The sequence below is a fragment of the Pseudoxanthomonas sp. CCNWLW251 genome (assembly GCF_037402255.1).
Taxonomy (GTDB): Bacteria; Pseudomonadota; Gammaproteobacteria; order Xanthomonadales; family Xanthomonadaceae; genus Pseudoxanthomonas_A.
On sequence record NZ_JBBEGA010000003.1, the window covers coordinates 265,898 to 285,342 of the forward strand.

At 67.5% G+C, this 19,445-nt stretch carries 21 protein-coding genes; 17 read left to right on the top strand and 4 right to left on the bottom strand.

Annotated features, from left to right (window positions below; translation table 11 throughout):
- Positions 1–5: 5 nt before the first annotated feature.
- The 7 genes from WBN46_RS14265 to WBN46_RS14295 all read left to right on the top strand — a co-directional run bounded on the left by WBN46_RS14265 (position 6) and on the right by WBN46_RS14295 (position 6,808).
- Positions 6–920 (top strand): CheR family methyltransferase, encoded by a 915-nt coding sequence (locus WBN46_RS14265; RefSeq protein WP_337732128.1) that lies wholly within the window; start codon positions 6–8, stop codon positions 918–920.
- The gene (cheD, locus tag WBN46_RS14270) at positions 917–1,519 is read left to right on the top strand and encodes a chemoreceptor glutamine deamidase CheD (protein ID WP_192202683.1); all 603 of its coding nucleotides are present in this window, start codon (positions 917–919) and stop codon (positions 1,517–1,519) included. The genes WBN46_RS14265 and cheD overlap by 4 nt, the downstream gene beginning before the upstream one ends.
- Entirely contained in the window at positions 1,519–2,589 is a 1,071-nt protein-coding gene (locus WBN46_RS14275; protein WP_337732129.1) for a chemotaxis response regulator protein-glutamate methylesterase, read from the top strand. The genes cheD and WBN46_RS14275 overlap by 1 nt, the downstream gene beginning before the upstream one ends.
- Positions 2,590–2,862: 273 nt before the next feature.
- Positions 2,863–4,053, top strand: coding sequence for a methyl-accepting chemotaxis protein (locus tag WBN46_RS14280; RefSeq protein ID WP_192202685.1), 1,191 nt, complete (start codon positions 2,863–2,865; stop codon positions 4,051–4,053).
- Positions 4,054–4,189: 136 nt separating this feature from the next.
- Positions 4,190–4,834, top strand: a complete 645-nt coding sequence (locus tag WBN46_RS14285; protein ID WP_337732130.1) for a histidine kinase — start codon at positions 4,190–4,192, stop codon at positions 4,832–4,834.
- A gap of 65 nt (positions 4,835–4,899) precedes the next feature.
- On the top strand, positions 4,900–6,546 hold the full coding sequence (locus WBN46_RS14290) for an EAL domain-containing protein (RefSeq protein WP_225591151.1): 1,647 nt from the start codon (positions 4,900–4,902) through the stop codon (positions 6,544–6,546).
- Positions 6,539–6,808 carry a GIY-YIG nuclease family protein gene (locus WBN46_RS14295; protein WP_337732131.1) on the top strand — a complete coding sequence of 90 codons (270 nt, stop codon included), beginning with the start codon at positions 6,539–6,541 and terminating at the stop codon, positions 6,806–6,808. The genes WBN46_RS14290 and WBN46_RS14295 overlap by 8 nt, the downstream gene beginning before the upstream one ends.
- A gap of 192 nt (positions 6,809–7,000) precedes the next feature.
- Here WBN46_RS14295 and WBN46_RS14300 read toward each other — a convergent pair whose 3' ends face one another.
- From WBN46_RS14300 to flgA, 4 genes are all read right to left on the bottom strand, one after another.
- A complete protein-coding gene (locus WBN46_RS14300; RefSeq protein ID WP_337732226.1) occupies positions 7,001–8,152 on the bottom strand; it encodes an ATP-binding protein in 1,152 nt (383 codons plus the stop codon).
- A 188-nt stretch (positions 8,153–8,340) separates the two neighbouring features.
- Entirely contained in the window at positions 8,341–8,685 is a 345-nt protein-coding gene (locus tag WBN46_RS14305) for a flagellar protein FlgN (protein ID WP_192202689.1), read from the bottom strand.
- Between the two features lie 5 nt (positions 8,686–8,690).
- Complete coding sequence (gene flgM / locus WBN46_RS14310; protein ID WP_192202690.1) at positions 8,691–8,999, bottom strand: flagellar biosynthesis anti-sigma factor FlgM; 309 nt, start codon at positions 8,997–8,999, stop codon at positions 8,691–8,693.
- Between the two features lie 169 nt (positions 9,000–9,168).
- Positions 9,169–9,813, bottom strand: a complete 645-nt coding sequence (gene flgA, locus WBN46_RS14315) for a flagellar basal body P-ring formation chaperone FlgA (protein ID WP_337732132.1) — start codon at positions 9,811–9,813, stop codon at positions 9,169–9,171.
- Between the two features lie 150 nt (positions 9,814–9,963).
- On the opposite strand from flgA, the gene WBN46_RS14320 reads away from it, so the two are divergent.
- The 10 genes from WBN46_RS14320 (at position 9,964) to flgJ (ending at position 19,445) form a co-directional block, all read left to right on the top strand.
- Entirely contained in the window at positions 9,964–10,917 is a 954-nt protein-coding gene (locus tag WBN46_RS14320; protein ID WP_337732133.1) for a chemotaxis protein, read from the top strand.
- 195 nt (positions 10,918–11,112) lie between these two features.
- Positions 11,113–11,499 (top strand): flagellar basal body rod protein FlgB, encoded by a 387-nt coding sequence (flgB, locus tag WBN46_RS14325; RefSeq protein WP_142124951.1) that lies wholly within the window; start codon positions 11,113–11,115, stop codon positions 11,497–11,499.
- An 11-nt stretch (positions 11,500–11,510) separates the two neighbouring features.
- Positions 11,511–11,918 (top strand): flagellar basal body rod protein FlgC, encoded by a 408-nt coding sequence (flgC, locus tag WBN46_RS14330; protein WP_337732134.1) that lies wholly within the window; start codon positions 11,511–11,513, stop codon positions 11,916–11,918.
- A gap of 26 nt (positions 11,919–11,944) precedes the next feature.
- On the top strand, positions 11,945–12,625 hold the full coding sequence (locus WBN46_RS14335) for a flagellar hook capping FlgD N-terminal domain-containing protein (RefSeq protein WP_192202694.1): 681 nt from the start codon (positions 11,945–11,947) through the stop codon (positions 12,623–12,625).
- Positions 12,626–12,662: 37 nt separating this feature from the next.
- Positions 12,663–13,883: a flagellar hook protein FlgE gene (gene flgE / locus WBN46_RS14340; protein WP_337732135.1), complete on the top strand. Its 1,221-nt coding sequence runs from the start codon at positions 12,663–12,665 to the stop codon at positions 13,881–13,883.
- Between the two features lie 28 nt (positions 13,884–13,911).
- Positions 13,912–14,664 carry a flagellar basal body rod protein FlgF gene (locus WBN46_RS14345; RefSeq protein ID WP_337732136.1) on the top strand — a complete coding sequence of 251 codons (753 nt, stop codon included), beginning with the start codon at positions 13,912–13,914 and terminating at the stop codon, positions 14,662–14,664.
- A gap of 1,030 nt (positions 14,665–15,694) precedes the next feature.
- Entirely contained in the window at positions 15,695–16,480 is a 786-nt protein-coding gene (gene flgG, locus WBN46_RS14350; protein ID WP_185896369.1) for a flagellar basal-body rod protein FlgG, read from the top strand.
- A 22-nt stretch (positions 16,481–16,502) separates the two neighbouring features.
- Entirely contained in the window at positions 16,503–17,189 is a 687-nt protein-coding gene (flgH, locus tag WBN46_RS14355; protein ID WP_337732137.1) for a flagellar basal body L-ring protein FlgH, read from the top strand.
- Positions 17,190–17,197: 8 nt separating this feature from the next.
- The gene (locus WBN46_RS14360) at positions 17,198–18,379 is read left to right on the top strand and encodes a flagellar basal body P-ring protein FlgI (protein WP_337732138.1); all 1,182 of its coding nucleotides are present in this window, start codon (positions 17,198–17,200) and stop codon (positions 18,377–18,379) included.
- A gap of 1 nt (position 18,380) precedes the next feature.
- Positions 18,381–19,445, top strand: a complete 1,065-nt coding sequence (gene flgJ / locus WBN46_RS14365) for a flagellar assembly peptidoglycan hydrolase FlgJ (protein WP_337732139.1) — start codon at positions 18,381–18,383, stop codon at positions 19,443–19,445.

The following is a 19,445-nucleotide window of genomic DNA, read 5'->3' on the forward strand; positions in this document are numbered from 1 at the left end:
ATCCGATGTCCGTCAGTACCCGCTCCCCTGCCCCGGCTGCCACGACACGACGGACCCCTGCGCCGCTTCCCGCCGACGACGGCGCGGCAGGATCGGCAGCACGCGATTTCGAGTTCGACGACCGCGACTTCCGTCGCGTGGTCGACCTGATCCGCCAGCGCGCCGGCATCGCCCTGGCCGACGGCAAGCGCGACATGGTCTATGGCCGCCTGTCGCGCAGACTGCGCGCGCTGGGCCTGCGCAGCTTCAAGGATTACCTCGACCAGCTGGAACGGGACGGTGGCGATGAGTGGCAGGCGTTCACCAACGCACTGACCACGAACCTCACCTCGTTCTTCCGCGAGCCGCACCACTTCGAGCGGCTGCAGGAAGAACTGGCGAAGCGCCGGAACGACGGCCCGCTGAAGATCTGGTCATGTGCCGCGTCCACCGGCGAAGAGCCCTACTCCATCGCCATCACCGCCTGCGAGGCCTACGGCACGCTGACCCCGCCGGTAAGCATCCTGGCCACGGACGTGGACACGCAGGTGCTGGCCACCGGCGAACGCGGCGTCTATCCGGTCGAGCGCATCGCCGGCCTGGACGACACCCTGAAGCGGCGCTATTTCCAGCGCGGCAGCGGCCCCAACGAAGGCAAGTGCCGCGTGCATCCGGCCCTGCGCCAGCTGATCGCGTTCCGCCCGCTCAACCTGCTGACCGCGCGCTACGACGTGGCCGGCCCGTTCACCGCGGTGTTCTGCCGCAACGTGATGATCTATTTCGACAAGCCCACCCAGCGCGGCATCCTGGCGCGCCTGGTGCCGCACCTGGCCGAAGACGGCATGCTGTACACCGGGCACTCGGAAAACTACCTGCACGCTGCCGACATCATCCAGCCCTGCGGTCGCACGCTGTACCGCCGCGCCGGGACCGGCGCATGAGTTCAGCCGCCGCCTCGTTCGCCGACGGCAGCGTGATGCGCTACCACGACGCCCGCTTCAAGACCGAAGCGGCCAAGCTGCTGCCCACGCAGTACCTGGTGGTGGACAACGACACCGCGCTGGTCACCGTGCTGGGCTCGTGCGTGGCCGCCTGCATCCGCGACCCGCTGCTGAAGCTGGGCGGCATGAACCACTTCCTGCTGCCGGACGGCAACGTGGGCGACGGTGCGCCCGCGCGCTACGGCAGCTTCGCGATGGAACTGCTGATCAACGACCTGCTCAAGCGGGGTGCCGCGCGTAACCGGCTGGAGGCCAAGGTCTTCGGCGGTGCCAACGTGCTGAAAGGCTTCACCAGCAACCCGGTCGGCACGCGCAATGCCGAGTTCGTCCGCAAGTACCTGGATGCCGAACGCATTCCCGTGGTCGCCGAAGACCTGCGCGGCATCCATCCGCGCAAGGTCTGGTATTTCCCCAACACCGGCCGCGTGGTCGTGCAGCGCCTGCCGCATGCCCATGATGCCGAGGTCCTGGCCGCCGAATCCGCCGCCCGCGCCCGCCTGTCGAGGGCGCCGGTCACCGGAGGCGTGGAGCTGTTCTGATGAGTAGTCCTTCCTCCTGCAAGGTGCTGATCGTCGATGACTCGGCGGTCGTGCGGCAGATGCTGACCGAGATCCTCTCGCGCGATCCGGGCATCGAAGTCGTCGGTTCCGCCGCCGATCCGCTGCTGGCCCGCGACAAGATCAAGCGCCTGAATCCCGACGTGATGACGCTGGACGTGGAAATGCCGCGCATGGACGGGTTGGCGTTCCTGGAAAACGTCATGCGCCTGCGGCCGATGCCGGTGGTGATGATCTCCTCGCTGACCGAGCGTGGCGCCGACACCACGCTGCAGGCGCTGGCGCTGGGTGCGGTGGATTTCGTGTCCAAGCCCAAACTCGATGTCGCCAGTGGATTGCAGGCGTATGCCGACGAGATCATCGCCAAGGTGAAGGCCGCCGCGAAGGCGCGTGTCCGCCCGCTGGCTCGCACCGGCGCGCCCCGCGTGGGCCTGGACACCGCGCTGCCATCCCCTCCGGCCCTGCGCTTCCGCACCACCGACCGCCTGATCGCCATCGGCGCCTCCGCCGGTGGCACCGAAGCCCTGCGCGTGGTGCTGGAACAGATGCCCGCCGACGCGCCGGCCATCGTGCTGACCCAGCACATCCCGGCCGGTTTCAGCCGCGCCTTCGCGGAACGACTGGACCGTCATTCGGCCATGGCCGTACGCGAAGCCAGCGATGGCGAAGCCATCCTGCCCGGTCACGCCTACCTGCCGCCTGGCGGCCAGCACATGCGGGTCATCCGCGACGGTGCGCGCTGGCGCTGCCGGATCGACGACGGCCCGCCGGTGAACCGGCACAAGCCGGCGGTCGACGTGCTGTTCCGCTCGGTCGCGCAGAGCGCGGGCGGCAACGCGGTGGGCGCCATCCTCACCGGCATGGGCGACGACGGTGCCCGCGGCCTACTGGAAATGAGCCAGGCCGGCGCGCCGACCCTGGTGCAGGACGAAGCCACCAGCGTGGTCTGGGGCATGCCCGGCGCCGCCATGCGCCTGGGCGCCGCCAAGGAAGCCCTGCCGCTGGAACGCATCGCGCAGCGCCTGCTGGACCTGGCGGCAGCGATCGCCTGAGGCGCTGGCGCCGTTGTAGAAGCGACGTAAGTCGCAACCGCACGGCCGACGCTGCCCTGGCTCGCGATACAGGCAAGGGGCTGTGGCGGGCGAGCATCCCACTCCGTCAATGCCAATGGCCCCTCCCTGCAGCGGTCGCGACTCACGTCGCTCCTGCAGAAGGTCGCAACGCCCGTCACAGATCGCGGGGGATCGAAAAACCACCCGATTTCCCGCCTAAAGAGCCGATGCCTACGGCCGATACTCAACAGTGAGCTTCATCAGAGAGCACCCATGTACTCGCGCATCCTGGTTCGTCTTGCGGCACCCCTCATCCTCACCCTGCTGTTCCCGCTGTCGGTCGCCTTCGACTGGCCGAACGCGCTGCAGTGGGCCCTGCTGACTTCGCTGACGCTGGCCTGGCTGATCTTCGCCTGGCTGACGGCCGTCAACAGCCACGTGGTGTCGCCCGAGCACGCCACCGTCATCCGCGAACAGGATGCGCTGCTCACCGAGCTGCGCCGCTTCGTCAACAACGAGATCGAAGGCTCGCGCAGCGAGATCGACCGCGCCCGCGAACTGATCCGCGAGGCCGTCAGCAACCTCGGCGGCAGCTTCGATGCGATGAACCGCAAGTCGCGCGAACAGAGTGCCGCGATCTCCCGCATCATCGACCGCAATGGCGAGGGAGACCGTGCCGGCGTGGACGTGGCGCGCTTCGCTCAGAACGCCAGCCAGCGCATGGAACAGCTGGTGGAGGCGCTGGAGCAGGTCGCCGGCCAGAGCGGCACCACCGTGCACCACATCGACGACATGGCGCAGCACCTGGACGGCATCTTCTCGCTGCTGGAAGACGTGAAGTCCATCGCCGACCAGACCAACCTGCTGGCACTGAACGCCGCCATCGAAGCCGCCCGTGCCGGTGAAGCCGGTCGCGGTTTCGCGGTGGTGGCCGACGAAGTGCGCAACCTGTCCGAGCGCTCCACCGCGTTCAACGAACAGATCCGCAAGCTGGCGCACAGCTCCAAGGAATCCATCGCCAAGGTGCGCGACACGGTCTCCAACATGGCCTCGCGCGACCTGGACCGCTCCCGTGAGGCACGTTCGGAAGCCGCCGGCATGCTGAACCAGGTGGCCGCGATCAACGCCTCGCTGGGCGATGGCATGCGCGAAGTCTCGATGTGCGGCCATGCCATCGACGCCAGCGTGGCCGATGCCGTCCGCTCGCTGCAGTTCGAGGACATCGCCACCCAGTCGCTGGGCAGTGCGAACACCCACCTTGACCGCCTGACCGCGATCAACAAGGAAGCCCTCGCCCTGCAGGAACTTCTGCATCGCTCCGGCGGCGCGACCGACAACGAACTGCTCAGCGCACTGCGTCTGATCGGCAACCGCCTGCGCGACCAGCGCACCGAGTGGGAACGCCCGCCGCACAAGCCGGTCGCACAGCAGAACATGGGCGCCGGCACGGTGGAACTGTTCTGACCGCGACAGCGTCCGCACACCACTGAATCCCGACGGGGCGACCAGGATCTGGTCGCCCCGTCGCGTTCCGGACGGCGGCCCGCCCGGCTGCGGATCGCCACTGGCATACTGCAGGCTGATCGCACCGCTGCTGACGATGTCGAACCCGCCGCTTCCCTCCCCGTTCTTGCTGCAGTTGTTCCGGCTGCAGGAAGCCGAACGCCTCCAGGTGGGGCGCGCCCTGCACAACCAGATCGGGCAGGCACTGTCGGCGATCAAGATGGGCGCGCACCTGGTGCAGTCCGAGGATGATCCGGCACAGCAGCAGGAAGACCTGCAGGACATCATCCGCACCTGCGACGAGACCGTCGCGATCCTGCGCGACCTGCATGCCACGCTGCACCCGCCCCAGCTGGAAGCGATCGGGCTGGACGCCGCATTGCGCGCCGAGCACGAACGCGTGTTTCCCGGCACCGCGGTGACATTCGCTCCGTTGCCGAACATGCCTGCGGCCGACACGGCGCTGGTGGCGTTCCGGATCGCGCAGGTCGCCATGCGTGCGGTGGCGGGTGCGGGAGGCCGGCTGGCGCTGAAGCTGACCGGCGACGCCGATGCCGAGGGCGGACTCGCCGTCACCCTGGATGCCGATGTCGACGCGGCATGCACCGAACTGCCGCTGCTGCAGGCCCTGGCCGCGACGCTTGGCGGCGGGCTGGAATCCAGCAGCGGCGGGCGCGGCAGCCGATGGCAACTTCGCCTACCCTATGCGCCTGCACCCGTGACGCCCACCGACACCGCTTGAACACCGAGCACGCCCACCTGCCCCGCCTGCCCCGCCTCGGCGCCGGCGAACCCGACCTGCAGCGGATGGTCGACACCGCGAATGCGGACGGCACGCCGTTGATGCTGCTGTACCTGGACATCGACCACTTCCGCTCGATCAACGAGAACATGGGCGTGGAAGTCGGCGATGAAGCGCTGGCGATCCTCAGCGACCGGCTGCAGCGGTCACTCGGCCCGGAAGCACGCGCCTGGCGCCATGGCAGCGACGAATTCATCGTGGCGGTGCCGCGCCTGCCGGGCACGCTGCCGCCGGAACGCTTCGGCGATGCCTTGCGCGAGCAGATCGAACTGCCGATGACGGTGCTGCCGTACACGCTGTTCCTGACCGGCACGCTGGGCATCGCGCTGTGCCCGGAGCATGCGGACACTGCGTCCGGCCTGCTGCAGTGCGCCGAAAGCGCGATGGAACAGGCCAAGCACGAGGGCATGAACCTGGTGCGCCTGTACCGGCGCGGCGCCGCGATCACCGCGCGCAGCGACAGCATCATCGCCCGCCAGATCGTCAACGCCATCCAGCACAACGAGCTGCGCCTGTTCTACCAGCCGCAGATCAACGCCCACGACGGCCGCGTGGTGGGCATGGAAACGCTGCTGCGCTGGTACTCGCCCGCGCTTGGCCTGCTGGTGCCGGAACGTTTCATGCACGTGGCCGAGAAGCTGGGCGTCATCGTGCAGATCGGCGACTGGGTGTTGCGCAATGCCTTCAAGCAGGCGCGCGTCTGGCGCGACTGGGGCTTCGACGATTTCGAGATCGCGGTGAACGTGTCGACGCTGCAGCTGCTGCGCCCCAGCTTCGTGTCCGAAGTGCTGGAGGCCATGCAGGAGGCCGGCATCCCGCCGCAGATGGTGGTGCTGGAAGTCCGCCAGAACGCGCTGGCCAAGGACATGAACCTGGTCCACCGCACGCTGGCGCAACTGCACCACGAAGGCGTGCGGCTGACGCTGGACGATTTCGGCATGGGCGATTCCAACCTGGACTCGCTGGTCCGCTTCTCGGTGGACAAGATCAAGATCGACCGCAACTTCGTGAAGGGCGTGCCGTCCGGCAACCGCGAGGTGGCCATCACCTGCGCCATCATCGCGATGGGCCACCAGCTGGGCATGAAGGTGATCGCGCACGGCGTGGAGACCGACGTGCAGCTGGGATTCCTGCGCAGGAACCAGTGCGACATGTTCCAGGGGCACCTGTTCGGCGAGCCGATGTCGGCCGAAGATGCCGGCGCGGTGTTGCGCCGCCGCTACCTGCGCGCCGATGCCTTCGCCGCCACCAAGCCCGATCGCACCCTGCTGCTGCTGGACGACGAAGAGAACATCCTGCGTTCATTGGTGCGCCTGTTCCGCCGCGACGGCTACCGCATCCTGGCTGCCAGCAACGTCACCGACGCATTCGAACTGCTGGCGACCAACGACGTGCAGGTGATCCTGTCCGACCAGCGCATGTCGGACATGAGCGGCACCGAGTTCCTGGGCCGCGTGCGCATGCTGTATCCGGACACGATACGCCTGGTGCTGTCGGGGTACACCGACCTGGCCACGGTGACCGAAGCGATCAACCGCGGCGAGATCTACCGCTTCCTGACCAAACCGTGGAACGACGACGACCTGCGCGAACACATCCGCCAGGCGTTCACCACCTACGAGCACCAGCCGCACCATCGCGCGCATGCCTGAGACCCCTACCGGAACGCAGGACGGCTGGTGCGTGTACCTGCTGGAGTGCCGCAACGGCGCGTACTACGCCGGCATCACCAACCGGCTGGACGCCCGCTACGCCGCGCATGTGGCGGGTACGGGCGCCAAGTACACGCGCGCGAATCCGCCGGTGCGCGTGCTGGCGAGCCGCGACTATCCGGATCGCAGCGCAGCGTCGCGCGCGGAAGCACAGCTCAAGCGGATGCCGCGCGCGAAGAAGCTGGCGTTCTTCGAGTCCTGAAACGACTCCCCTCTCCCTGCGAAGCGGGGAGAGGGTGCCGAAGGCGGGTGAGGGGCGAACGAAGACCCAGAGCCGGGACACTTGGCGCCATCGCAACAATCGCAGTGTATGCCGCGAGGCGTACTCCTGCGCTCGCCCCTCATCCGCCCTCCGGGCACCTTCTCCCCGCCTGGCGGGGAGAAGGGAGTGACATCACGCCGCGTCGACGGCCGGCTGCCGGATCGGCAGCATGATGCGGAAGCAGGCGCCGGAGCCGGGCTCGTTGCGCACTTCGATGCGGCCGTTGTGCTTCTTCACGATGCCGTAGGAGATCGACAAGCCCAGGCCCGTGCCGCTGCCCACCGGCTTGGTGGTGAAGAACGGGTCGAAGATGCGCTGCAGGATGTCGTCGGGAATCCCATGGCCGCTGTCCTGGATCTCGATCCAGACTTCGTCGCCCTCCACGCCCGTGGCGACGGTGATCGTGCCGCGTTCGTCGATGGCGTGGCTGGCGTTGAGCAGGATGTTCATGAACACCTGGTTCAATTCCGACGGCCGGCACTGCACCAGGGGCAGCTTGCCGTAGTGCTTTTCCAGGGTGACCTTGTACTTCAGCTCGTTCCAGATGATGTTGATGGTGGAATCGAGGCCGGCATGCAGGTCGGCGGACTTCCAGCTGTCGTCGCGGCCCGAGTAGGAGAAATCCTTCAGGTTGCGCACGATCGCGGTGACCCGTTCGATGCCCTCGCGCGACTCGGACATCAGCTGCGGCAGGTCGCCGGTGATGAAGTCGATGTCGTAGCGCGCGCGCAGGTCCTCGATCTCGGGCAGCATCGCCTTCGGGTCCGGCAGGCGCAGCGCGCGCTCGTAGACTTCGATCAGCGAGAACAGGCTGTGCAGGTACTCCTGCAGCGAGCCGAGGTTGGAGTGCACGTAGCCGATCGGGTTGTTGATCTCGTGCGCAACGCCGGCGGCAAGCTGGCCGATGGAGGCCATCTTCTCCGACTGCACCAGCTGTTCCTGCGTGCCGGCCAGGCGCACCAGCGTCTGCCGCAGCTGCGCGTGCCGGCGCTGGAGTTCCTGCTGGCGCGCGTGCGCTTCGCTGACGTCGTGGAAGACGATCAGGCAATGGCCGCCGCCCGGGTTGTCATGGAAGTACGCGCGTACCTGCAGCACCAGGCCGTCGTCGAGGGCCAGGTCGCCGTTCCAGCGGCCGGACTGGCGCGCGGTGGGAATGGCGTCGGGCGGCAGCAGCCGCGACAGGGCGCCGAGCACATCGGGGGCATCCTGCACCAGTGCGCGCGCCGCTGCGTTGGCGTGCAACGGACGGGCGTCGCCACGGCACAACAGGTAACCGTCGTCCATCAGTTCGGCCAGCGCCTTCAGATCGGCGAAGGTCGGGACGTCATCCGCAGTGCAGGCTCTGGACGGTGGGTTCGAGGGAGGGGCGGTGGCCAAGGACGCATCGGGCGGCGGCGATGGGGCGCCAGTATCCGGCGCGGCCGCCGGAGCGGCAAGTTGCGGCGTCGCAGTTTGCGGATCCGGCACCGGGCTCAGGCAACCGCAAGCGGACGGGTGGCGGAAAGGGTCGCGGTCTGGCCCTGCGCGTCGTACGCGCCGCTGCTCTCGGTGCGGCCCAGGTGGCGCAGTGCCCAGTTCACTTCGCGGCGGCGCCGGGCCAGCAGGATGCCGTTCGCGTGGTTCATCTCGGCAAGTTCGGCGAGCCGCCCCTGCAGTTCATCGGGAAAGCCGAAGCCGGCAGCGGCCGCCTCCAGCGCGCGCAATGCCTCCAGCTTCTCCTGCGTGGCGCGCACCAGTGCCTCGACATCATGCTCGAGGATGGCGCGACGCTCCTCTCCCAGGGCCGCGGACAGTCGCTGGAGGGGGGCCGGTGTCATCGCGATCAACCGCCCAGCTGGTCGTCCAGTCGCAGCATCCCGTCGGCAATGGCCTCGGGATTGACCTTGTACGTGCCGGCCTGCAGCGCTTCGCGCACGGCCTGCACACGGGCATTGTCGATGGCAGGCGCAGTGGACAGCTCGCGCTGCATGGCCTGGAGGCTGGCGGCCTCGCCGGTCAGGCGCAGGCTGTCACCACCGGCGCTGGCTTCCACCGGCCTGGAACGGTCGGCACCCGCGTTGGCAACACGCCCGCTGACGGGACCGGTGGTGCGTACGGCGGCGGGGGGAGTGCCTTCGATTTTCTGGCTCATGTCGGTTCACCTGTAACAGGGTTCAAGGGAGTTATCGGCCGCGACTGATCCGACTTTAGTGACGGATGCCGCATTTCCGAGGAAGGACCCGATGCTGCCCGGTTTCCTTCCACCCGCGTTCGGTATCGGCCGCCCCCGGAACAACTTGAGGGCCATGTTCCACATTTCTTCATCGGTTGACCCAGACGTCGCCGCCCGGGCCCACGACGCCCTGCACCACCCGGCGCGAGGACAGGTTCTCCACGGTGACCCGCTCATTCTCGCCGGCATCCGCCAGCGCCTTGCCGGCCACGCGCACTTCCACCCCGCCGCGACGGGACACCAGCGCCACGTTGTCGCCGCGGCGGACCAGGCGCTGGGCGACCAGATCGGTGGCCGACAGTACCGTGCCTGCCGACAGCATGCGCCGTGCCACGCGGCCCAGGGCCTGGGATGGATCAGCGACGGCGGCGCCGACGATGCGCGACGCGTCGCGGGTTTCGGGAATGAACGCGTCGGCGGTGATCGTTTCGCCCGGTGCGATGCCGCGGCTCAGCACCAGCACGGTCTGGCTGCGTCGTACCCGCACCGGCACGAACAGGCGCCAGCCATCCGGGCAGCTGACTTCCACGCTGTGGCTACCCTGGACGCGTGCCACCAGCGATGCGTCGCAGCGTGGCAGGCGCAAGGCGGAGTCCAGTGTGGCCTCGGCCTCGCTGCCGGCAGGCAGGGCGCCCAGGGCGGCGGCCTTGATGCTGTCCACGCTGTGGAAGTCGGCCGCCAGCACGGTGCATGCGGTCAGGCCGCCGATCAGGGCGAGGGTCAGGCGCAGCATGGGCGGGATCCGGAGGTTCATCGGCCGGGAGGCTGCAAGGGGCGTGCCAGAGCCGGACTCTCTGGCGACACTCCCCTCTCCCTGCGCAAGCGGGAAGAAGGAACAAGCAACGACGCTCAAGCGCCCCTCAAAGAGGCCGATATGCTGTGCATGACCCAGGATCTGCTCAACCGCATCGACCAGCGCACCCGCCTGGCCGGCCACAACCGCCTCGCCCTGCTGCTGTTCCGCCTGGGCGGGCGTCAGCTTTTTGGCGTCAACGTCTTCAAGGTGCAGGAAGTCCTGCGCCGGCCCGATCTGTTCCAGTTGCCCGGATTGCCCAACGAATTCGTCGGCGTGGCCGACGTGCGCGGCCGCTCGGTGCCGGTGCTGGACCTGGGCCTGAGCATCCGCCACCCCGAACGCGACCCGAATCCGGAGAACACCCCCAATTACCTGGTGGTCACCGAATTCAACCGCTCCGTGCAGGGATTCCTGGTCAGCGGCGTCGAACGCATCGTCAACATCGCGGTGGAAGACATCCACCCGCCTCCGGAACTCGGCGCCGAGAACAGCTACCTGACCGCCGTGACGCGCTTCCAGGGCGAACTCATCCAGGTGATCGACGTGGAAAGCGTGCTGGCCGACATCTGCCAGTCGCGCATGGACGCCACGCTGGCGCCCGAGATGGCCCTGCCCGCGGACGCACCGCCGCTGCAGGTGCTGGTGGTGGACGACTCGCGCGTGGCGCGCTCGCAGATCCGCAGCGTGCTGGAGCAACTGGGCGTGACCACCACCCTGCTGTCCGACGGCCGCCAGGCGCTGGACCACCTCTTGCAGGTGCACGCCGCCGGCGAGAATCCGGCCGAGCGCTACGCCATGGTCATCTCGGACATCGAGATGCCGGCCATGGACGGCTACACCCTGACGACGGAAATCCGTCGCCACCCGGGCCTGGCCGGTCTGTACGTGCTGCTGCACACCTCGCTGTCGGGCGTGTTCAACAACGCCATGGTGGAACGCGTGGGCGCGAATGCCTTCGTGGCGAAGTACAGCCCGCACGAACTGGCCGAGCACGTGCTGTTCCGCCTGAACCAGGTGGTTGCGGCGCAGATGGCGGCCTGATCGTCGTCCCAGCGAACGCTGGGACCCATTTGCTTTTCCCACGGAAGAGGTAAGAGGCAAAGGGCGGGATCAAGATGGATCCCGGCGTTCGCTGGGATGACGGCACCGGGAATCACTGCCTGCCCGGATGCCGACCTGCCCCGTTCTGGCACACGCCTTGCAGCATCCCCGGCAACGGTCTGCCGGAGCGGTGCCATGTCCAATCCCATCTCCAACTACCTGGGTGTCCACGGAGCGGCCCTGCCCCTGCGCGAGCAGCGCATGCAGTTGATCGCCAGCAACCTGTCCAACGCGGACACGCCGAACTACAAGGCGAAGGACCTGAACTTCCAGGCTGCGCTGGAGAGCGCGGCGGCCAAGGCCTCCCCTTTGCTGACCACCAGCGAGCAGCACCTGACCCTGCTCGATGCCACCCCGCGCATCTTCGAACGCGCCGGCGTGCAGCCCAGCCTGGACGGCAACACCGTCGACGCCGATACCGAACGCGCCGCCTACGGCCGCGCGGCGCTGGAATACCGCGCCTCGCTCAGCTTCATCGAATCCAAGGTGCGCACCATGCTCACCGCGATCACCGGCCAGTAAGGGGACGCGCCATGAGCAACCTGCCCATCTTCGACGTCGCCGGTTCCGCGCTGCAGGCGCAATCGGTGCGCCTGAACACCATCGCCAGCAATCTCTCCAACGCGGATTCCATCGCATCCTCGCCCGAGGCGGTCTACAAGCCCATCGAGCCGATCTTCCAGGCGCGCCCGCTGAATGCGGACGGCTCGCTGACATCGGTGCAGGTGAAGGAGATCACCCGGAGCGAAGCACCGCCGATCAAGCGCTACGAGCCCGGCCACCCGATGGCCGATGGCGATGGTTACGTCTATGCGCCCGATGTCGATCCGGTCGCGCAGATGGTCAACCTGATCTCGGCATCACGCGGCTACCAGGCCGGCGTGGAAGTACTGAACACCGCCAAGGAACTCGCCCTGGCCACCCTGACCATGGGCCGCTGACGCCCTGCCACCGAGCGACCACGCACATGACCACCATCAATGGCGATCCGTTCGCCGCCATCAACAACGCCACGTCGGGCGCTGCCACGACCAAGAAGGCCGACACGCTGGGCCAGGCCGACTTCATGCGCCTGATGACCGAGCAGTTGAGCCACCAGGATCCGCTCAAGCCGCTGTCCAACAGCGAGTTCGTCGCCCAGCTGGCGCAGTTCTCCACCGTGCAGGGCATCAGCGAACTGAACACCACCGTCGGCGGCTTCACCTCGGCGCTGACCGGCGACCAGGTGCTGAAGGGCGCCGCATTGGTGGGGCACGCCGTCGTGGTGCCCTCCGACTCGGTCGCGTTGCCGGCCACCGGCAATGCCAGCGGCCTGGTGATGTCGCCCGGCGCAGGCAAGGTCACGTTCGAAATCACCGACGCCAGTGGCGTCGTGGTCGACACCCTCGACGTCGAGTCCACCGGCAAGGGCGAAACCGCCTTCACCTGGGACGGCATCAAGGCCAACGGCGAGCGCGCCGCCGCCGGTGCGTACTCCATCAAGGCCACGCACACCGCCACCGATGGCACCGGCACGGCACTCAACACCTACGTCGACGCCACCGTGGACAGCGTGACCATCGGCTCCGACGGCCTGTACCTCAACCTGCCCGGCCTGGGCACCGCCCCGCTCGACTACGTGCTGCGCATCGGCAAGTCGGCGTCCTGACCCCCTCACTCCCACCGCATCCAGCAAGGAGTCATCCATGGCTTTCAACAGCTCGCTGTCCGGCATGAGGGCGGCCAACGCCGACCTCAACGTCACCTCGCACAACATCGCCAACGTCAACACCACCGGCTTCAAGGAGTCCCGCGCGGAGTTCGCCGAAGTGTTCTCCACCACCGGCTACGGCCTGCTGCAGAACGGCATCGGCGCGGGCGTGCGCGTGACCAACGTCGCCCAGCAGTTCTCGCAGGGCGACATCAACCAGACCGGACGCTACCTAGACCTGGCCGTGGACCGCGAAGGCTTCTTCACCGTCAGCAACAACGGGACGAACGTGTATACCCGCGCCGGCAACTTCCAGCGCGATCCGAACGGCTACGTCACCACGCCGGACGGCTACCGCCTGCAGGTGTTCCCGCCGCGCGCCGATGGCGTCGGCTTCGACACCGGCAACCTGGTCGACCTGCAGTTGCTGACCACCGACAGCGCACCCGCGCCCACCACCAACGTCGACCTCGGCGTCACCCTGCCCGGCAATGCCGCGCAGCCGACGATCGCCCCGTTCTCGCCCACCGACAGCGCCAGCTACAACGAGACCACCTCGGTCACCGTCTACGACTCGCTCGGCGTGGCGCACCAGCAGGCCGTCTACTACGTGAAGACGCCGACCCCGAACCAGTGGCAGATGCACGTGTACGTGGACGGCACCTCGATGGGTGCGCCGACCAACGTGCAGTTCGACAACAACGGCACGCTGACCGCGCCGGCCAATGGCCTGGTGACGCTGTCGCCGTTCACGCCCAGCACCGGCGCGGGCGTGCTGAACATGACGCTGAACATCAACGGCACCACCCAGTACGGCGAACAGTTCGCCAAGCGCATCCAGAACCAGGACGGTTATGCCACCGGCAAGCTCAACGAGTTCAGCGTCTCGCCGGAGGGCGTGGTGTATGCGCGCTACTCCAACGGCGTGGACCGCGCCATCGGGCAGGTGGGGCTGGCCAACTTCACCAACCCGCAGGGGCTGGTATCGCAGGGCAACAACACCTGGACGCACAGCTTCGCCTCCGGTGAGCCGCGCATCGGTGCGCCGGGCACGTCGGACTTCGGCCAGGTGGCCTCCGGCGCGCTGGAAGCCTCGACCGTGGACCTGACGGAGCAGCTGGTGAACATGATCGTGGCGCAGCGCAACTTCCAGGCGAACTCGCAGATGCTGTCCACGCAGGACCAGATCACCCAGACGGTCATCAACATCCGTTGATGACGGCACGGCCGACGGAGGCTGACGCATGGACAAGGCACTCTATGTCGCAATGACCGGTGCCCGCGCTTCGCTGCAGGCGCAGGGCACGGTGTCGCACAACCTGGCCAACGTGGACACCAAGGGCTTCAAGGCGGCGCTGGCCGGCACCGAGGCGTTCAAGATCCAGGGACAGGGCTTTCCTTCACGCGTGGACGCGATGCTGATCGATCCCGGCTTCGATTCGCGGACCGGTTCGCAGATGGTCACCGGTCGCTCCCTCGACGTGTCGCTGCAGCCGAACCGCTGGCTCGCCGTGCAAGCGGCGGACGGCGGCACGGCCTATACGCGCAATGGCGAGCTCAGCGTCACCCCGAACGGCCAGTTGGTCACGGCCGGCGGTCGGGCGGTGCTGGACGACAACGGCAATCCGATTGCGGTACCACCCGCGCAATCCATCGACATCGGCGCCGATGGCACGGTATCCATCGTTCCGCAGGGCGAAGGCCCGCAGACGATGGCTGTTGTCGGGCGCATGCGCGTGGTCCAGGCGACGCCGCAGCAGTTGGCGCGGGGTGGCGATGGCCTGATGCGGCCCGCCGATCCGCAGGCACCGGCATTGCCGGTCGCCAATGGCAACAGTCTCACCACGGGCGTACTGGAGGGCAGCAACGTGGATGCAGCCGGTGCGCTGGTGCAGATGATCCAGTTGCAGCGGCAGTTCGAGATGCAGGTGAAGGTGATCCGCAGCGGCGACGAGATGGCGCAGTCGTCGAACCAGCTGCTGCGATTGGGTGGTTGACGCTTCGTTCCGTCCCTCTCTCTGCGCTGGAAGCCCCCTCTCCCCACGGCGACCGAAGGAAGTCCCTGTGGGAGAGAGGGGCTGGGGTGAGGGCCAACGAAGTCACCCAGCCCCGATAAACCGGCGGCCCGACAACATCTACGATTCACCGAAAGCACTCACGCGCGACGAATCTTTTGCATGCATCTTTCGGTGCGAGTCTGCTTGAGGTCACGCATGGTGCCGCTCGCCGCGGGGGCCCTACTTTCTTTGCTTGTGCAAAGAAAGTAGGCAAAGAAAGCACACCCCGGCGGCCCGCCCGCCGCTTCGCGGCGGGTTCGCAGTCCCGGCGGGAATTTCCGGAAGACACATCCTGTGTCATCCGGAAACGACGCACATCCCTGTGCGCCGCCCCTACGGGGTTTGACTCGCCGTGACTGCCGGACCTAAGGGGCCCCGAAGCTGGGCCGGACATATCCGTAGAAAGTGCTTTGCTGTGGCTGTTGCCTTCGGGCCCCCATGAGGCACGGCGAGTGGGTCGGGTAAAACCCGCAGGGCGCCGCCATGGAGGGCGGCGTTTTCGTATGGCACAGGGATGTGCCTTACGAAAATTCCCGGCCCACTCGCGAACCCGGAGCGCGCAGCGCGGAGGGCGTGCCGCCTGGGGTGTGTTTCTTTGCTTCTTTCTTTGCACAAGCAAAGAATGAAGGCCTCTGCGGCGAGCAGCACCATGCCTGCACGCCAAAAAACCATCCCGCCAGGCCCAGAAACCTGAAACAAAGGCGCGCCCTTTGGACACGCCCAAGGCCCACACAGGCGATGGACTTCGTTAGCCCTCTCCCCAACCCCTCTCCCGCAGGGAGAGGGGCTTGAACAAGCCCTGCCGCCAGAAAAATGCCGGTGCCTGGTCCAAGGCCATGACCCCGGTCCCAGTTCGACCCGAATCCAAGCGCCAGAACCACGACACCCATTCCGGCACAGGACTTGCTTGAGAGGAGGCGAGGAACCGCACCACGCGGCTCCACCCCTTCCACCAGCGAGGAACCACGCCATGAACCAGGCCCTCTGGGTCGCCAAGACCGGACTGGATGCGCAACAGACGCGCATGTCCGTGGTCTCCAACAACCTGGCCAACACCAACACCACCGGCTTCAAGCGCGACCGCGCCAGCTTCGAAGACCTGCTGTACCAGCAGGTGCGCCAGCCTGGCGGCTCCACCTCTTCGCAGACTCAGCTGCCGTCCGGCCTGCAACTGGGCACCGGCGTGCGCGTCGTGTCGACCTCCAAGGACTTCCAACAGGGCAACCCGCAGCAGACCGGCCGCTCGCTGGACGTGATGGTCAACGGCCGCGGCTTCTTCGAAGTCCTGCTGCCCGACGGCTCGCCGGCCTACACGCGCGACGGCTCGTTCCAGATCAACGCACAGGGCGAACTGGTCACCAACAGCGGCTATCCCGTGCAACCCGGCATCCAGGTGCCCGAGGGTGCGCAGTCGATGACCATCGGCAATGACGGCACGGTCAGCGTGACCATGGCTGGCCAGGCGCAGGCACTGGAAATCGGCTCGCTGACGCTCACCGATTTCGTCAATCCGTCCGGCCTGCAGGCCAAGGGCGAGAACCTTTACGTCGAGACCACCGCGTCCGGTCCTGCGCAGAACGGCACCCCCGGCCTCAACGGCCTGGGCAGCCTGGTGCAGGGCTCACTGGAAGGCTCCAACGTCAACGTGGTGGAAGAGCTGGTCAGCATGATCGAAACCCAGCGCGCCTACGAAATGAACGCCAAGGCCATCTCCACCACCGACTCGATGTTGGGCTACCTCAACAACAACGTCTGATCCACGCATACCGGGAATCGCCATGAAGCGCTCCACGTCCGCCACCACCCTCGCCTGCGCGTTGATGCTGCTGCCAGGCTGTGCACGCTACTACGGCGACGTGCGCCCGTACGCGCCGATGCAGCCCATCCAGCCCGTCGTCGCCGCGCAGGCACCGGCCACCGCGGGCTCCATCTATCGCGCCGGCCCCGGCCTGAACCTCTACGCCGACCGCCGCGCACGCGACGTGGGCGACCTGCTGACGATCAACCTGGTGGAGAACACCGCCGCGCAGACCTCGGCCACCACCTCGGTCGACAAGAGCAGCGAGATCAGCATGGCCGCGCCCAACATCGCCGGTGCCCCGGTCACCTGGAACGGACGCGACATCCTCAGCGCCTCGGTCAACGGCGAGCGCGGTTTCAGCGGCGCCGGCAACAGCGCGCAGAGCAACCGCCTGCAGGGCAGCGTGACCGTCACCGTGATCCAGCGCCTGCCCAACGGCAACCTGGTCGTGCAGGGCCAGAAGAACATGCGCCTGAACCAGGGCGACGAACTGGTGCAGATCCAGGGCATCGTGCGCCCGGCCGACATCGGCACCGACAACACCATCGCCTCCAGCAAGGTCGCCGATGCCCGCATCGCCTTCGGCGGCCGCGGCGCCATCGCGCAGTCGAATTCGATGGGCTGGCTGGGCCGGTTCTTCAACTCCCCGATCTTCCCGAACTGAGCACCGTGATGGACGCCAACGAAACCAAGCACGCTGCACCGACGAGCACGAAGAAACCGCGCCGCATCGACACCTACACGCTGCTGGGCCTGCTGGCCTGGATCGGCCTGGTGCTGATCTGCCTGGCGCCGGCCGCGCGTGCCGAGCGCATCAAGGACCTGGCGCAGGTCGGTGGCGTGCGCAGCAACCCGTTGGTCGGCTATGGCCTGGTGGTCGGCCTGGACGGCAGCGGCGACCGCACCAGCCAGGCGCCCTTCACCGTGCAGAGCTTGAAGAACATGTTGGGCGAGCTGGGCGTCAACATCCCGGCCAACGTCAATCCGCAGTTGAAGAACGTGGCTGCAGTGGCGATCCATGCCGACCTGCCCGCTTTCGCCAAGCCCGGCCAACCGATCGACATCACCGTGTCGTCAATCGGCAACGCCACCTCGCTGCGCGGCGGCAGCCTGTTGATGGCCCCGCTGCGCGGCGCCGACGGCGAGGTCTACGCCATCGCCCAGGGCAACCTGGTGGTGGGCGGCTTCGGCGCGCAGGGCAAGGACGGGTCGCGCGTGTCGGTCAACGTCCCCAGCGTGGGCCGCATTCCGAACGGCGCCACCGTCGAACGTGCGATTCCCAATGCGCTGGACAGCGGCGACGGCACCATCACGCTGAACCTGCATCGCGCCGACTTCACCACCGTCTCGCGCATGGTCGCGGCGCTGGAGCAGAACTTCGGCGCCGGCAACGCGTACGCGCTGGATGCGGTCACCGTCGCCGTACGCGCACCGGCCGACATCTCGCGCCGGGTGAACTTCCTGGCCCAGGTGGAGAACCTGGAACTCACGCCAGGCAGTGCGCCGGCGAAGGTCATCGTCAACGCGCGCACCGGCACCGTCGTGATCGGCGCGCAGGTGCAGGTGATGCCGGCGGCGGTCACCCATGGCTCGCTGACGGTGACGATCACCGAATCGGCGAACGTCAGCCAGCCGAACGAATTCTCGCGTGGCGGCCAGACCGTGGTGACGCCGCAGTCCAGCGTCTCGGTCAGCCAGGAAGGCAACCGCATGTTCAAGTTCGAGGGCGGCACCTCGCTGGACGAGATCGTCCGCGCGGTCAACGAAGTGGGCGCCGCACCCGGCGACCTGATCGCGATCCTGGAAGCCCTGAAGCAGGCAGGCGCATTGCGCGCGGAGCTCGAGGTGATCTGATATGGCCAGCATGCCCATCGGAACGCTGAACCCCTCACTGTCGTTGGCCGATGCCGGCGGCAAGCCTGACAACGCCCGCATCCACGAGGTCGCGCGCAAGCTGGAGGGCCAGTTCGCACAGATGATGATCAAGTGCATGCGCGAAGCGGGTTTCGGCGATTCGCTGTTCCCCGGCGAGAACCAGGTCTTCCGCGACATGTACGACCAGCAGATCGCCAAGGCGATGAGCGAAGGTCGAGGCCTGGGCCTGGCGCCGATGATTGCGCGCCAGTTGGGGGCAACCGACAGCAGCACGCCGGCCGTTCCCGCCACCACGGCGCTGTCCGCGTACAAGCGCCTGCTGCCTGGCAACGAAGCCGATTCCATGCTCGACGCCATCGCCGGCCGCGGCATCGGCAGCACCGCCGCGCGCCACGATGCCGGCATGCCGGCCACGATCACGCTGGACACCATCACCGTACGTCCGGACGCCGCCTGCGACGAGGTGGAACAGGTCGCGTCGGCGGATCCATCGAAGTACGCGCGCAATACACCGGAGCGCTTTGTCGCCGAGATCTGGGACCACGCCAAGCAGGCGGCGAAGGAACTGGGCGTCGACCCGCGCGCACTCGTGGCACAGGCCGCGCTGGAAACGGGTTGGGGCAAGCGCCAGATCCGCACGGGCGACGGCGACAGCGCGCACAACCTGTTCGGCATCAAGGCCACCGGCTGGAAGGGCGAGCGCGCGCGAACCGCCACACATGAGTACAGCAACGGCGTGAAGCACAGCGAGACCGCCGACTTCCGCGCCTACGCCTCACCTGCCGAAAGCTTCGCCGACTACGTTCGCCTGCTGAAGAACAACCCGCGCTACCAGCAGGCACTCGCCGCCGGCAAGGACATCGCCGGCTTCGCCCGCGGCCTGCAGCGCGCCGGCTACGCGACCGATCCGACTTACGCCAACAAGATTGCCTCGATCGCCAACGGCCCGACGCTCGGCAAGGTGTTGTCGAGCATCGGCGACACCGTCGGCGGCAAGGTCGGCGGGTTCGTCGGCAACGCCATCGGCAACGCGCTGCGGCGCTGA